This is a genomic window from Paraburkholderia gardini, from assembly GCF_907164575.1.
In the GTDB taxonomy this organism is placed as follows: Bacteria; Pseudomonadota; Gammaproteobacteria; order Burkholderiales; family Burkholderiaceae; genus Paraburkholderia; species Paraburkholderia gardini.
Map to the genome: position 1 here is coordinate 98,263 of NZ_CAJQYY010000014.1, position 15,250 is coordinate 113,512.

The following is a 15,250-nucleotide window of genomic DNA, read 5'->3' on the forward strand; positions in this document are numbered from 1 at the left end:
ATTACCCGGATTGCGCCGGCCTGCCGGAAAGGCTCGGCGATGACTTTCGCAGGCTGACGACCCGGCAGAGCCCGGGCGTCAGTCGTAGCCGCCCACCGTCAGCACCTTCATGACCGCCCGGTACGTGTTGTAGGCCAGCCAGTTGAGGATGCGCTCGCCGCGCGGACGCGCTTCGTAGCGTGCGAGGTCGATGCGGCGCGACTCGTCGAACGCCGTCAGGATCGCGGCGCGCAGATCGTGGATCTCGGGATCGGCCACCAGCACGACGTTCGCCTCGTTGTTGACGAGCAGGCTGAGCGCGTCGAGGTTCGACGAACCCACCGTTCCCCAGCTCGAATCGACGACCGCGACCTTGCCGTGCAGCAGCGTCCTTTCGTATTCGGCGATCTTGACGCCCGCGCGCAGCAGCGACCGGTACAGGAACGGCACCGCGTAATCGAGCGCGGCGAACTCCTTGCGCCCGATGATGAGCCGCACCTCGACGCCGCGCCGCGCCGCATGCGTGAGCGCGCGTCGCAGCTTGCGGCCCGGCATGAAGTACGGATTGGCGAGCAGCACCTCGGTGCGTGCCTGGCCAATCGCGGTCAGATACGCCTTTTCGATCGCACGACGATTGACCAGGTTATCGCGCGCGACGAACGCCACGCACGGCAGCCCGGTTTCGCGCACGTCGCCGCGCGCGCGACGACGCATCCGCCAACGCGCGGAGCGGCCCAGATCGGGCGGCGGCTCGGCTTCCGTGCCGGGCGATTCGACCTGCCTGTATCCGATGCGAATGCGGCGCCACTGCACCTCGAACGCTTCGCGGATGTCGGTCACCACCGGCCCGCTCAGTTCGACCGCGAAGTCCCAGCGAGGATACGGCAGGCGCTCGCCGTTGTTGTCGAAGTCGTCGACGATATTGATACCGCCGCAGTACGCGTACGTGTCGTCGATCACCGCGAGCTTGCGGTGCGTGCGTGAGAAGCCGAAGCGGCCAAAGATATGCGGGTTGTAGATGCGGTGTTCGACGCCGATCGACGGCCAGTCGTTGAAAAGCGCGAGCTTCGCGGTGCCGATGCCGTCGGTGATCACGCGTACCCGCACGCCCCGCGCGGCGGCTCTCAGCAGCGCGGCGGACACGTTCTGGCCGGCTTCGTCGTCGCAGAAGATGTACGTCTCGAGCGCGACATCGCGTGTCGCGGCGTCGATTCGACGTGTCAGCGTGTCGAAGTATTCGCTGCCCGAGCGAAAGAGCTCGACGCCGTTGCCGGTGGTGAAGCGATAGCGCCGCCAGTAACGCCGGCTGCGAAGGCTCTGGCGGAGCCGCGCGAAACGCCGCGTGGCGAGGCTCGTCATCCCAGGCGCGCTGCGAGGCGCGTCGGCAGTTGCAGGATGGCTTCCCGGTTCGACGATGAGAAGCAGCGCGCAGCCGCCTGCTCGTACGGCAACCAGGCGTAAGCGGTGTGCTCGCGCGGTGCGAGTGTCACCTCGATGCGGCCTGGCACCTGAAGGCTGAACCAGTGCTCGACGTTACGCGTCACGCCTTCTGCATAACGATGGCGCCACACCGGGTAAATCTCGTATTCGATCTGATGTTGCCAGTCGAGCAACGCGCTGGCCGGCACCCCGGGCGAACCGGTGACGATACCCGTTTCCTCACCGACTTCACGCATGGCCGTTTCGACGATGGGCTCGTCGACGTGATCCTTCGATCCCGTCACGGATTGCCAGAAGCCCGGCCGGTCGGCCCGTTCGATAATCAGCACGTCGAGTTGCGGCGTATGGATGACGACAAGAACAGACTCCGGAATCTTCGGCGGTTTCGGCATGGTGATCGGTAATCAGGCAACGCACCGTGCACGCGCAGGGTACGCACGATACGTGTCACTCAGTGGATCGGGTTCGCTTCGACTGTAACGCATAAAGAGAAAAAGGCGCATGGCGCGCCTTTTTCCCTGATGCAGCTGAAGCCGGTTCGGACGCCCGGCGAACGCTTACTGAACCTTCGGTTCCGGCTGACGCAGACGGATGTGGAGTTCGCGCAGCTGGCGCTCGTCCACTTCGCTCGGCGCCTGCGTAAGCAGGTCTTGCGCGCGTTGCGTCTTCGGGAACGCGATCACGTCGCGGATCGAATCGGCGCGCGCCATCATCGTCACGATGCGGTCGAGACCGAACGCGATACCGCCGTGCGGCGGCGCGCCGTACTGCAGCGCGTCGAGCAGGAAGCCGAACTTCGCACGGGCTTCCTCGGCGTTGATCTTGAGCGCGCGGAACACCTTGCTCTGCACTTCTTCCTGATAGATACGAACCGAACCGCCGCCGATTTCCCAGCCGTTCAGCACCATGTCGTAGGCCTTCGCGAGGCAGCGGCCCGGATCCGTTTCCAGATATTCCAGGTGCTCGTCCTTCGGGCTCGTGAACGGATGGTGAGCGGCAACGTGGCGCGCTTCTTCCTCGTCGTACTCGAACATCGGGAAATCGACCACCCACAGCGGTTTCCAGCCGTCCTCGACGAGGCTGTTCGCCTTGCCGAATTCCGAATGGCCGATCTTCAGACGCAGCGCGCCGAGGCTGTCGTTCACCACCTTCGCGCGGTCTGCCGCGAAGAAAATGATGTCGCCGTCCTGCGCGCCGGTGCGCTCGAGGATCGCCGCGATCGACGCATCGTGCAGGTTCTTGACGATCGGGCTTTGCAGACCGTCACGACCTTTCGCGGCTTCGTTGACCTTGACCCACGCGAGACCCTTCGCGCCATAGATACGCACGAATTCCGTGTAGCTGTCGATGTCGCCACGCGAAAGCTCGCCGCCCTTCGGCACGCGCAGCGCCGCGACGCGGCCGTCTTTCGTGTTGGCCGGCGCGCTGAACACCTTGAAGTCGACATCCTTCATGACATCGGTCAGGTCGGTGAATTCGAGCTTCACGCGCAGGTCCGGTTTGTCCGAACCGAAACGGCGCATGGCTTCCGAATACAGCATGACCGGGAATTTCTCGTCGAGCTGAACGCCGATCGTTTCCTTGAACACGTGACGGATCATCGCTTCAAACAGATCGCGGATTTCCTGTTCGGTGAGGAACGAGGTTTCGCAGTCGATCTGCGTGAATTCCGGCTGACGGTCGGCGCGCAGGTCTTCGTCGCGGAAGCACTTGACGATCTGGTAGTAGCGGTCGAAGTTCGCCACCATCAGCAGTTGCTTGAACAGTTGCGGCGACTGCGGCAGCGCGAAGAACTGGCCCGGGTTCGTGCGCGACGGCACGAGGTAATCGCGCGCGCCTTCCGGCGTGCTCTTGGTGAGCATCGGCGTTTCGATGTCGATGAAACCTTGCGCGTCGAGGTACTTGCGCACTTCCATCGCCACGCGATAGCGCAGTCGCAGGTTGTGCTGCATCTGCGGACGGCGCAGGTCGAGCACACGATGCGTGAGGCGCGTGGTTTCCGACAGGTTGTCGTCGTCGAGCTGGAACGGCGGCGTGACCGATGCGTTCAGCACCGTCAGTTCGTGGCACAGCACTTCGATCTTGCCGCTCTTCAGGCCGGCGTTCACCGTGCCTTCCGGACGGTTGCGGACAACGCCCTGAACGCGCACGCAGAACTCGTTACGCACGCCTTCGGCGATCTTGAACATCTCCGCGCGGTCCGGATCGCAGACGACCTGAACGAGGCCTTCGCGATCGCGCAGGTCGATGAAGATGACGCCGCCGTGGTCGCGACGACGGCTCACCCAGCCGCACAGCGACACGGTTTGGCCCAGCAGGTGTTCGGTCACCAGACCGCAGTATTCAGATCTCATCGACATGATGTTTGTCTTTCGTTTTGCATTGATCGAACGGTGCGCGCCGGCTAGCGACGCGCTCCGGCATTACAGCGGAGGTTCGATGGGGGTAGCGCGGCGCACCGGCGCCGGCTGCACGGGCACGGACGGCGCCACGACACCCATCGAAACGATGTACTTGAGCGCGGCGTCGACCGTCATATCGAGTTCGACGACCTCGCTCTTCGGCACCATCAGGAAGAAGCCGGACGTCGGATTCGGCGTCGTGGGCACGTACACGCTCACGTGTTCTTCCTTCAGGTGGTTGACCACGTCGCCGCCGGGAATGCCCGTCAGAAACGCGATCGTGTAGGAACCCTTGCGCGGATACTCGATCAGCAACGCCTTGCGAAACGCGTTGCCGCTGCTGGAAAGCAGCGTGTCCGACACCTGCTTCACGCTGGTATAGATCGGACCGACCACCGGGATATGACGCACGACGACTTCCCACCACTTCACGAGCGTCTGCCCGATGAAGTTCTGCGTCAATAGTCCGACGATAAAAATAAACGCGATCGTCAGCACCGCGCCGAGCCCCGGCAGGCGGAACCCGAGCGCGCGCTCCGGCTGCCAGGATTCCGGCAGCAGCAGCAGCGTCTGGTCCATCGTGCCGATGATGAGGCCCAGCACCCACAGGGTGATGGCGAGCGGCACCAGCACCAGCAGGCCAGTCAGGAACACCGATTTGAGCGTCGTCTTTTTCGTCGTCATGTGTAGCGCCAGTGAACCGCGCGGGATCGATCCGCCGCGGTGTGCTTGTCGCCCTTGCGGGCTGCGATGCTGTTATGCGCTGTCCGCGCCCGAACTCGATGCGGGCGCCGCGGCGGCCGGCGTGGCCGGCGTGGCTTTGCCGCTGTCCGTGCCAGCAGGCGACGAACCCGCTTCGCTCTTGCCGCTCCCGGCCTTCGCCGGTTCGGCGGCGCCGTTTTCACCGGCGGCGGGCTTCGCGGCTGCATTCGCGCCGCCCGAGCCACCGCGAAAGTCGGTGACGTACCAGCCCGAGCCCTTCAGCTGGAAACCCGCGGCCGTAACCTGTTTGCGGAACGCGTCTTTGCCGCATTCCGGGCATTGCGTCAGCGGGGCGTCGCTCATCTTCTGAAGCACGTCCTTCCCAAAGCCGCATGATTCACAACGATAAGCGTAGATCGGCATGATCTTTATTCCCTGCGAAAAATCCTGTAAACGCCTGCAAAGCCTTGAATTATAGCCGCAAACGGTTTGCCGCCCCGGAAATCGGGGCCTGCGGCGGGACAGACCCGCCGTGGCACTAAATGGGGGCGTTGCAGCCCGGATCAAGCTGCTGCAACCCCGCGGCGACGCCATGTCATCCAGCGTTCACGCCCGGCGAATACCGGTATCGAATCCGCGACGGCCTCGTCTTCGATCAGCTCGAAATGCGGCACCAGCAAGGCTTCCAGCTCCTCACGCTCGATGCCGAATGGCGGCCCTTTCGGCGTCGCGCCGAGAAAGTAGAAGCCGGCGAGCAACGCCCCTGCCGGCAGCAACGCGGCCATTCGCTGCGCATAATCGCCCCAGCGGGCTTTCGGCAGCGCACAGAGAAACGCGCGCTCGTAGATCCAGGCTGGCGTGAACGGCGGCTCATACACGAAGAAATCCGCCTGTTCGACGACTGACGCGTAGGCGCCCAACTGCTTGCGCGCGGCGGCGACCGCGTTCGGCGAGAAATCGATGGCGCGCACCTGACGCCCTTCCTGCCCGAGCGCGAGTGCTTCCCATGCGCTGCCGCAGCCGGGAATCAGCACGGCACCTTCTGCGTGCCTTGCCGCGAAAGCCTTGAACGCTGGCGGCACGCCCGCCTGATCCCACGGCATGAAACCGCGCTCGAAGCGCTCGTCCCAGAACGCAGGCGAATCCGGATCGCGCGAGACGAATTCCGGCGCAGTCTGGCGCGCGCCGGAGGGCAGCGGAGGACGGTTTGAATCAGCGTTCATCGATATCTCCCGGTCAGGCCAGGGTCGGGCAACGATCACCCGCCATACAACATCGCCAGCCAGACGCGTGCGACCACCGCGCCGATGCCCGCGGCAATGCCGAACATCAGCAGCCCCTGCAGCAGCCGGTTGGTCCGCTTCTGCTCCAGCAGGATCATGCGCATGACGTCGTTGTGCGGCTGGCCGTGCTGGGCGTCGTGGCGCGACGCCAGCGCGTGATGGATCAGGCGCGGCAGTTGCGGCAGCGTCTTGCTCCACTGCGGCGCTTCGATCTTGAGCCGCTCGTACCATCCGGACAGCCCGATCTGCTCGTTCATCCAGCGTTCGAGATACGGTTTTGCCGTTTTCCACAGATCAAGCTCGGGATCGAGCGAGCGGCCCAGACCCTCGACGTTCAGCATCGTCTTTTGCAGCAGCACGAGCTGCGGCTGGATCTCGACGTTAAAGCGCCGCGACGTCGAGAAGAGACGCAGCAGCACCTGACCGAGCGAAATATCCTTCAGCGCGCGATCGAAGTAGGGTTCGCATACCGCGCGAATCGCGCTTTCGAGTTCTTCGACGCGGGTCGTTTTCGGCACCCAGCCGGACTCCAGATGCAGCGTCGCGACGCGGTGGTAGTCGCGCTTGAAGAACGCGAGAAAGTTCTGCGCGAGATAGTTTTTATCGAAGTCCGACAGCGCGCCGATGATGCCGAAATCAAGCGCGATATAGCGCCCGAAGTGCCTGGGGTCGAGACTCACCTGGATGTTGCCCGGGTGCATGTCGGCGTGAAAAAAACCGTCGCGGAACACCTGGGTAAAGAAAATCTCGACCCCTTCGCGCGCCAGCTTCGGAATATCGACGCCTGCCGCGCGCAGCGTTTCCACCTGGCTGATCGGCACACCGACCATCCGCTCCATCACGAGCACATTGGGTGTGCAGAATTCCCAGTACATCTCGGGCACGAGCAGCAGGTCCAGCCCGGCGAAATTGCGGCGCAGCTGGCTGCCGTTCGCGGCCTCACGCATCAGGTCGAGTTCGTCGTGCAGGTATTTGTCGAATTCGCCGACCACCTCGCGCGGCTTCAGGCGCTTGCCGTCCGCCCACAGACGCTCGGCCCACACGGCGAGATCGCGCATGAGCGCGAGATCGGAATCGATCACAGGCAGCATGTTCGGCCGCAGCACCTTGACCGCCACCGGCTTGCCCGCGTGCTGACCGGCCTTCACCTTCGCGAAGTGCACCTGCGCGATCGACGCGCTCGCCACCGGCACCCGCTCGAAATCGTCGAACAGCACACCGACGGGCGCGCCCAGCGATTTTTCGACGATCGCGATCGCGACATCCGAATCGAACGGTGGCACCTGATCCTGGAGCTTCGCAAGTTCGTTGGCGATATCGACGGGGAGCAGATCGCGCCGCGTGGACAGCACCTGACCGAACTTCACGAAGATCGGCCCGAGGCTTTCGAGCGCCAGACGAAGACGCACGCCCGGCGGTTGCTCGAACTTGCGGCCGATCGTGGTGATACGCAGCAGCAGACGCACGCGCCGGTCGTTGACGCGGCTCAACATCATTTCGTCAAGACCAAAACGGATGACGGTAAAGAATATTTTTAGAAAGCGCAGAAAACGCATCGTAGAGCCCGGTGACTAGCGCGTGCCGCGCGAAGTGGCGGCTCCGCCCGACGCATCGGCGTCACGGGCTTCAACCTTGTGTTCAAGACGTTCGACGCGCTTTTCGACGCGCGCCAGCGCATCGCGCGCCCGGGCGAGTTCGGCGTTGAAGTCGTCGAGCGCCGTGCGCCGCACCAGTTGCGGCTTTTCGTCGAGCAGATATTCCGCGACCGAATCGAGCAGATTGCGGCCCGTGCGAAGCGCCTGCCCGTGCGCCGACCGTGCCAGCGAAGCGACGCGCACCGCCGGGCCGTCGCCGATCAGTTTCGCGAGATCTTCTTCCGGCTCCCAGCGTAGATGCTCGGCGAGCTTCGCGATCACCGTGGCGAATTCGGCATCGCCCTCGATCTTCACGTGCTTCATGACCGCGGCCTGACCGCCCTGCACGAACGCGGGCAGCGCATCCGACGGCACGGACACCACGACGTCGAACTGCTGCGTGACGGATTCGTCGACCGCGGACAGATAGCCGTCCGGCCCGACGAGCAGTATCAGCGTGACAGGCGAACAGGTGAGCCGGGCGGTCTTGCCGGCGTAGGGAGCGAGGCGCTCGCGTGCCCACGATTCGCGGGCGAGCAGATGGTTGACGGCAGCAGCGAAGGGCTTGGCGGCGAGGGTCATCGGAAGTGGATAAGAAAAAACCCGCGCCGGCGATCTGCCAGCGCGGGTTCCTATTGTAACGTCCGTTGGCTTGCGGACTGTCTATGCCGAACGGCCAGTCAGACGACCGGTGAACGATCGACCGGGTGCTTGTGCAGCGTGCCCGGCCTCCGGGTCAATGCTGCGCGACCTGCTGGATGCCGGCGAGCAGCCAGCCTTCGTTGGCGTGTGTCGACTTCGACAGGTTCCAGATTTCCACGAACGGCTCGGCCGAAGCGTCCGCCGTCTCGCGAATCAGGCCCGAGAAGCGCACGCTCGCCAGGTACTCGGCGCCGCGGTCCTCGACGCCCAGCAGGTCCGCGTTCAGCTGCACGACGTCCGTCTGGTTCGCCTCCCCGCCGCGCGAGGAAAGATCCACCTTCACCTCGGCGAACATTTCCGGCGTCGTGAATTCGCGGATGTCTTCCATGTTGCCGACGTCCCACGCAGCCTGCAGACGCACGAAGTACACCTTCGCGTTACGCAGGAACGCTTCCGTGTCGAAGTTCGCGGGCACCGAAGGCGCGGCGCTGAGCGCCGGCGTACCCGACGGACCGCCCAGTGGCGCGGAATACGGGCCCGACGGCGGTGCCGTATAAGAGGGCTCGCGCGTCGAATAGCCGGTTCCGCCGGCATTTAACGTCGGCGAACCGGCGCCGCCCGCATAGGCCGGCGTACCGGCGTCACGCTTGCGCCCGATGAACTTGCGGATCAGCCAGATGGCTACCATCGCGATCAACGCGATGATGATGAAGTTCGCCATCGCGCCGGCAAATGCCTCGCCGAGGCCGAAGTGCGACAGCAGCGCGGCGATACCGAGACCGGCGGCGAGACCTGCGATCGGGCCAAGCCAGCGCGAACGGTTCGGCGCGGGCGTGGCACCCGGCGCCGGTTGCGCGCGCTGCGCCTGGGCGCCTTGTGCCGATTGCTGCGCGGGTTGTGCGGGCTGCGCCGGCGGCGGCGTGGTGGAACGCTGCATGGTGTTCGACTGGCGGCCGAAGCTACGCCCACCGCCCATGCGACGCGCCTCGGCGTCGAGCGAGGCGAGCGTTCCGGCCATGATCAGACCGACCATCGCCAGCAGTCCGATTCGCCTCGCCCAGGAACCCGATTTCTTACGGGAAGCTAACACAACGGAATCAGACATTTTTCACATTCCTTAAAAAACAATGATTTAGGACGCTAGTATTTCGTCCCCACGTGTAAAGCTACCACACCAGCTGACAAATTGTAATATTTGACGGCATCGAGGCCCGCTTGTTCCATCATTGTTTTTAAAGTTTCCTGATCCGGATGCATGCGGATCGATTCGGCAAGGTAGCGATAGCTTTCGGCGTCTTTCGCGAAGCGGTCGCCGAGCCACGGCAGCACCTTGAACGAGTAGACGTCGTAGGCTTTCTTCAGCGGATCCCAGACTTTCGAGAACTCCAGCACGAGCAGCCGCCCGGCCGGCTTCAGCACGCGGCGCATTTCTGCCAGCGCCACGTCCTTATGCGTCATGTTGCGCAACCCGAAGGCGACAGTGACCACGTCGAAGTAGTTGTCCGGAAAGGGAATTTTCTCGGCATCGCACAACAGCGCCGGCGTGATCACGCCCTTGTCGAGCAGACGGTCGCGGCCCACGCGCAGCATCGATTCGTTGATGTCCGTGTGCCAGACTTCGCCCGTCGAGCCCGCCTGCTTCGCGAACGCCTTCGAAAGATCGCCGGTGCCGCCCGCGATATCGAGCACCTTGAAGCCCGGCCGCACAGCCGCCTGGGCGATCGTGAACATCTTCCACGCGCGATGCAGCCCGCCCGACATCAGATCGTTCATCAGGTCGTAGTTGGTGGCGACCGAGTGGAACACACCCGCCACCTTCTTCGCTTTTTCCTGTTCGTCGACTGTCTGAAAGCCGAAGTGGGTTTTGTTCATCGCGCTTGTCCTTTCGCGTATTCTGGAATGTTGCGCCGCAATATCCGGCGCGCAGGCCGCATCGTACCAGCGGACGATCTGATTAGTGGCAATGTCCGTGCCCGTGACCCTGGGGGGCGCCCGCTGCGTCCATCGGCGCGTCGCGGTCGACGCCCGCCGCTTCGAGCTTGCCGAGGTACTCGCGCCACAGTTCGTCCTGGCGGACCGCGATGTCGTACAGCAGGTCCCACGAATAGAGGCCGGTCGAATGGCCGTCCGAGAAGGTCGGCTGCAGCGCGTAGTTACCGACACCTTCGATCGATACGATCGACACATCGCGCTTGCCGGTCTGCAGCGTTTCCTGACCCGGACCGTGGCCGCGCACTTCCGCTGACGGCGAAAACACGCGCAGAAGCTCGAACGGTACGCGGTAGCTTTCGCCCTCACCGTACTGGAGTTCGAGCACGTGCGATTTCGCGTGAACGACGACGCCGGTCGGAACCGGCGTGTCAGGAGTCAGTCCGCTCATGATGACCTCAGTCGAGAGCTTGTTCGATTTCGGTGCGTACCGCTTCGCGCAGCAGCGTGGCCTGCGCGCGGCGCTGCGACAGCAGTGCCTCCGACACCGTCCGCTGGCGCGGCGCCCAGATGGGCAGCGGAAAATGCGCGTCGTTGGAAAAGCGCGGAATCACATGCCAGTGCACGTGCGGCACCTGGTTGCCAAGACTCGCGAGATTCACCTTCACCGGTTGCATCACCCGACGCATCGCACGTTCGACCGCATAGACCGCGCGCATCACGCGATCACGCTCTTCTTCAGACAGATCGGAAAACTCGGCGATATGCGCGTTCCAGATTACCCGGCAAAAACCCGGGTAATCGTGTTCACCGGCCAGAACGACACGTAGCGTATCGTCCTGCCACAGCACATCGCCGCCTTCCTCCCGGCAAAATACACAATCCATCATCTTCCCCGCACGGATATGTCAGCCGTGTCATTAGACCAGCACGCGCTCGATTCCGCCATTGTTCGCACGTTGTACATAGTCGGCCATCCATTCCTCGCCCAGCACGTGACGCGCCATTTCGACGACGATGTAATCCGCTTCGGTGCCCGAGTCTTCGTTATAGCGGGACAGGCCCTGCAGGCACGACGGGCAGCTCGTGAGAATCTTGATGTCCGGCACCTTGCCCGGCTGCGCGCCGTTGCCGGCCTTCAGCACCGAGCCTTCGGCCGCGCCCGCCGACGCATTCGCCGGATCGGCCGGGTTCGCCCCCACCTCACCGACTAACGGAATAGCACGCAGCCGCGCCGCGCCCTTGCGCATCTCCTCTTCCTTGCGGAAGCGGACCTGCGTCGAGATATCCGGACGCGTCACGGCGAGCGTGCCCGATTCGCCGCAGCAACGATCGTTCTTCTCGATTTTGTAGCCGTCGTGCTCGGAACCCATCAGTTCATTGACGAGTTTCACCGGGTCCATCGTCTTGATCGGCGTGTGGCACGGGTCGTGATACATGTAGCGCGTGCCGCTGACGCCTTCGAGCTTCATGCCCTTTTCAAGCAGGAATTCGTGGATGTCGATGATCCGGCAGCCCGGGAAGATCTTCTCGAATTCGTAACCCGCAAGCTGGTCGTAACACGTGCCGCACGACACCACGACCGTCTTGATGTCGAGGTAGTTCAGCGTGTTCGCGACGCGATGGAACAGCACGCGGTTATCCGTCACGATTTTCTCGGCCTTGTCGTACTGGCCCGAGCCGCGCTGCGGATAGCCGCAGCACAGGTAACCCGGCGGCAGCACGGTCTGCACGCCCGCTTCCCACAGCATCGCCTGGGTCGCGAGGCCGACCTGCGAGAAGAGACGCTCCGAACCGCAGCCCGGGAAGTAGAACACCGCTTCCGAATCGGCCGTGGTCGTCTTCGGGTTGCGGATGATCGGCACGATCTTGTTGTCTTCGATGTCGAGCAGCGCGCGCGCCGTTTTCTTCGGCAGATTACCCGGCATCTTCTTGTTCATGAAGTGGATCACCTGCTCGACGACGGGCGGCTTGCCGACTGTCGCCGGCGGACGCGTCGTCTGCTTCTTCGCGAACTTCTTCAGCAGCTCGTTGCCGAGGCGCTGCGCCTTGTAGCCCACGCCCATCATCGCGGTGCGCGCGAGATTGATGGTCTGCGGGTTAGTGGCGTTGAGGAAGAACATGCCGGCCGCGTTGCCCGGGTTGAACTTCTTCTTGCCCATCTTGCGCAGCAGGTTGCGCATGTTCATCGTCACGTCGCCGAAGTCGATCTTCACCGGACATGGCGTCACGCACTTGTGACAGACCGTGCAGTGATCGGCGACGTCGTTGAACTCGTCCCAGTGCTTGATCGACACGCCGCGGCGCGTCTGCTCTTCGTACAGGAACGCCTCGACCAGCAAGGATGTGGCGAGAATCTTGTTGCGCGGGCTGTACAGCAGGTTCGCGCGCGGCACGTGCGTCGCGCACACCGGCTTGCACTTGCCGCAGCGCAGGCAGTCTTTCACCGAATCGGCGATCGCGCCGATGTCGGACTGCTGCATGATCAGCGACTCATAGCCCATCAGGCCAAAGCTCGGCGTGTACGCGTTACGCAGGTCCGCACCCGGGAGCAGCTTGCCCGCGTTGAAGCGGCCATGCGGGTCGACGCGCTGCTTGTACGCGCGGAATTCGCCGATTTCGTCTTCCGTCAGGAATTCGAGCTTCGTGATGCCGATACCGTGCTCGCCGGAAATCACGCCGTCGAGCGAACGCGCGAGCTTCATGATGCGCGCGACCGCCGTGTGGGCGTCCTGCAGCATCTCGTAGTTGTCGGAATTGACCGGAATATTCGTGTGAACGTTGCCGTCGCCCGCGTGCATGTGCAGCGCGACGAACACGCGGCCGCGCAGCACCTGCTTGTGGATGGCCTGCGCTTCGTCGAGGATCGGCTTGAACTCGCCGCCCGCGAAAATCTGGCGCAATTCCGCGCGAATCTCCTGCTTCCACGACACGCGTACCGTACGGTCCTGCGTCACGTGGAAAACGGTGGCGTCCGGTTGATCATCGACGCGGTCCGCGAATTTCTCCGCGAGACCTTCATAGCCGAGCTGCACCATGTAGTGCTGCGCCTCGCGCAGCGACAGGTCGAGCTTGTCGCGCAGGAACTCCCAACGCGCACGCACGTGCTTCAGCAGATCCAGCGCCTGCTGCACGCGGTCTTCGAGCAGCTCGGCGCTCGGAATTTCGTTCGCGTCGTCGCTCTTGCCGAGCGGCAGCTTGCCGGCCTTGAAGAACGCTTCGAGCGCATCGATCAGTTGCAGCTTGTTCTTGATCGACAGCTCGATGTTGATGCGCTCGATGCCGTCCGTGTACTCGCCCATCCGGTTGAGCGGAATCACGACGTCTTCGTTGATCTTGAACGCGTTCGTGTGCTTCGCGATCGCGGCCGTGCGGCTGCGGTCGAGCCAGAAGCGCTTGCGCGCTTCCGCGCTCACGGCGACAAACCCTTCGCCGCTCTTGCCGTTGGCCATCCGCACCACTTCCGACGTGGCCTGCGCGACCGCATCGGCGTCATCGCCGACGATATCGCCGATCAGCACCATCTTCGGAAACGCGTTGCGCTTGCTCTTCGTCGCGTAGCCGACCGCGCGCAGATAGCGCTCGTCCAGATGTTCGAGGCCCGCGAGAATCGCGCCGCCCTTCTTCGACGTCTCGAACAGGTATTCCTTGATTTCGACGATGCTCGGAATCGCCTCGCGCGCCTGGCCGAAAAATTCGAGGCAGACAGTGCGCGTATTCGCGGGCATCTTGTGCAGCACCCAGCGCGCCGACGTAATCAGACCGTCGCAGCCTTCCTTCTGGATGCCCGGCAGACCGGCCAGGAACTTGTCGGTGACGTCCTTGCCGAGCCCTTCCTTGCGGAAACGCCGGCCTTCGATGTCGAGCGACTCGGTGCGCAGCAGCTTTTCGCCCGGCGCGTGCTCGCCGTCGAACCACTGCAGTTCGAAGCGCGCGACCGGGATGTCATGGATCTTGCCCATATTGTGGTCAAGACGCGTGACTTCGAGCCAGTTGCCCTCCGGGTCGACCATGCGCCACCAGGCGAGGTTGTCGAGCGCCGTGCCCCACAGCACCGCCTTCTTGCCGCCCGCGTTCATCGCGACGTTGCCGCCGATACACGATGCGTCGAGCGAGGTCGGATCGACCGCGAACACGAAACCCGCCTGCTCGGCGGCTTCAGTCACACGACGCGTGACGACACCCGCGCCCGAGAAGATCGTCGCGACGCGCCGGCCGACGCCGGGCAATTCGGTCATCTCGACAGCGCCGAGCTCTTCGAGCTTTTCGGTGTTGATGACGGCCGCAAACGGCGTGAGCGGCACCGCGCCGCCCGTGTAGCCCGTGCCACCGCCTCGCGGGATCACGGTCAGACCGAGTTCGAAGCACGCCTTGATGAGGCCGGCGATTTCGGCTTCGGTATCCGGCGTCAGGACGACGAACGGGTATTCGACGCGCCAGTCGGTCGCATCGGTGACGTGCGAGACGCGCGACAGGCCGTCGAAACGGATGTTGTCCTTCTGCGTCTGGCGGCCGAGCACTTTGGTCGCACGCTTGCGCAGGTCGGCGGTTTTGTCGAACTCGCTTGCGAAATCCGCGACGGCGCGGCGCGCGGCGGCGACCAGCGTTTCGACGCGCGCCGCGCGGTCGATGCCGGCTTCGTCGCCATGTTCGATCAGGTCGGCTTTGCGACGCTTCTCGATTTCGGTCAGACGATGGTTCAGCGCTTCGATCAGCAGCGTGCGGCGCTTCGGGTTGTCGAGCAGGTCGTCCTGCAGATACGGATTGCGGCGCACAACCCAGATGTCGCCGAGCACTTCGTACAGCATCCGCGCCGAACGGCCGGTGCGGCGTTCGGCGCGCAGTTCGGCGAGCGCGGCCCAGGCTTCGTCGCCCAGCAGCCGGATGACGATTTCGCGATCGGAAAACGACGTGTAGTTATAGGGGATTTCGCGCAGGCGCGGTTCGAGGTCGACGGCTACCGCGGCGGCGGCACCGTGCGGATCGAAAACTTGAGGTGCGTTCATATTCGGACGACTCGGTGGGTCAGCAAAACCCGCTTCAGACGAAGAGGCCGGCTGACAGTGCGCGTGGGGCGCAATTCTGGAAATCTTTCTGTTGGGTGAAGCCCGGACGACGGAAAATCACATCGACGGCCTCACGGCGCTAGCAGCTACACGATCGTGCATGCCGGACGTGCCGCTGCGCCGCGGGACGGGACTCACGCGGTACGGGCATCAAATGGTCGATCCGGGGCTGC

13 protein-coding genes are annotated in these 15,250 nt (G+C 63.8%); all 13 read right to left on the bottom strand.

The window, feature by feature from the left end:
• Positions 1–78 precede the first annotated feature (78 nt).
• On the bottom strand, positions 79–1,338 hold the full coding sequence (locus LPA34_RS13605) for a phospholipase D-like domain-containing protein (protein ID WP_228978912.1): 1,260 nt from the start codon (positions 1,336–1,338) through the stop codon (positions 79–81).
• On the bottom strand, positions 1,335–1,811 hold the full coding sequence (nudB, locus tag LPA34_RS13610; RefSeq protein ID WP_228978914.1) for a dihydroneopterin triphosphate diphosphatase: 477 nt from the start codon (positions 1,809–1,811) through the stop codon (positions 1,335–1,337). The genes LPA34_RS13605 and nudB overlap by 4 nt, the downstream gene beginning before the upstream one ends.
• A gap of 165 nt (positions 1,812–1,976) precedes the next feature.
• The gene (aspS, locus tag LPA34_RS13615) at positions 1,977–3,779 is read right to left on the bottom strand and encodes an aspartate--tRNA ligase (protein WP_228978916.1); all 1,803 of its coding nucleotides are present in this window, start codon (positions 3,777–3,779) and stop codon (positions 1,977–1,979) included.
• A 63-nt stretch (positions 3,780–3,842) separates the two neighbouring features.
• Positions 3,843–4,505 carry a DUF502 domain-containing protein gene (locus LPA34_RS13620; RefSeq protein ID WP_228978917.1) on the bottom strand — a complete coding sequence of 221 codons (663 nt, stop codon included), beginning with the start codon at positions 4,503–4,505 and terminating at the stop codon, positions 3,843–3,845.
• 72 nt (positions 4,506–4,577) lie between these two features.
• Positions 4,578–4,946, bottom strand: coding sequence for an FmdB family zinc ribbon protein (locus tag LPA34_RS13625; RefSeq protein ID WP_228978919.1), 369 nt, complete (start codon positions 4,944–4,946; stop codon positions 4,578–4,580).
• 140 nt (positions 4,947–5,086) lie between these two features.
• The gene (locus tag LPA34_RS13630; RefSeq protein WP_228978920.1) at positions 5,087–5,746 is read right to left on the bottom strand and encodes a TPMT family class I SAM-dependent methyltransferase; all 660 of its coding nucleotides are present in this window, start codon (positions 5,744–5,746) and stop codon (positions 5,087–5,089) included.
• A gap of 35 nt (positions 5,747–5,781) precedes the next feature.
• The gene (ubiB, locus tag LPA34_RS13635; protein ID WP_228978922.1) at positions 5,782–7,362 is read right to left on the bottom strand and encodes a ubiquinone biosynthesis regulatory protein kinase UbiB; all 1,581 of its coding nucleotides are present in this window, start codon (positions 7,360–7,362) and stop codon (positions 5,782–5,784) included.
• 15 nt (positions 7,363–7,377) lie between these two features.
• Positions 7,378–8,022 carry a ubiquinone biosynthesis accessory factor UbiJ gene (locus LPA34_RS13640; protein ID WP_228978923.1) on the bottom strand — a complete coding sequence of 215 codons (645 nt, stop codon included), beginning with the start codon at positions 8,020–8,022 and terminating at the stop codon, positions 7,378–7,380.
• Positions 8,023–8,176: 154 nt separating this feature from the next.
• Positions 8,177–9,187: a Tim44 domain-containing protein gene (locus LPA34_RS13645; protein WP_228978926.1), complete on the bottom strand. Its 1,011-nt coding sequence runs from the start codon at positions 9,185–9,187 to the stop codon at positions 8,177–8,179.
• 35 nt (positions 9,188–9,222) lie between these two features.
• On the bottom strand, positions 9,223–9,954 hold the full coding sequence (gene ubiE, locus LPA34_RS13650) for a bifunctional demethylmenaquinone methyltransferase/2-methoxy-6-polyprenyl-1,4-benzoquinol methylase UbiE (RefSeq protein ID WP_228978927.1): 732 nt from the start codon (positions 9,952–9,954) through the stop codon (positions 9,223–9,225).
• Between the two features lie 82 nt (positions 9,955–10,036).
• Positions 10,037–10,462 carry a gamma-butyrobetaine hydroxylase family protein gene (locus LPA34_RS13655; protein WP_228978929.1) on the bottom strand — a complete coding sequence of 142 codons (426 nt, stop codon included), beginning with the start codon at positions 10,460–10,462 and terminating at the stop codon, positions 10,037–10,039.
• Between the two features lie 7 nt (positions 10,463–10,469).
• Positions 10,470–10,898: an HIT family protein gene (locus LPA34_RS13660; RefSeq protein ID WP_228979002.1), complete on the bottom strand. Its 429-nt coding sequence runs from the start codon at positions 10,896–10,898 to the stop codon at positions 10,470–10,472.
• A gap of 33 nt (positions 10,899–10,931) precedes the next feature.
• On the bottom strand, positions 10,932–15,017 hold the full coding sequence (locus LPA34_RS13665; RefSeq protein WP_228978930.1) for a DUF3683 domain-containing protein: 4,086 nt from the start codon (positions 15,015–15,017) through the stop codon (positions 10,932–10,934).
• Positions 15,018–15,250 lie beyond the last annotated feature (233 nt).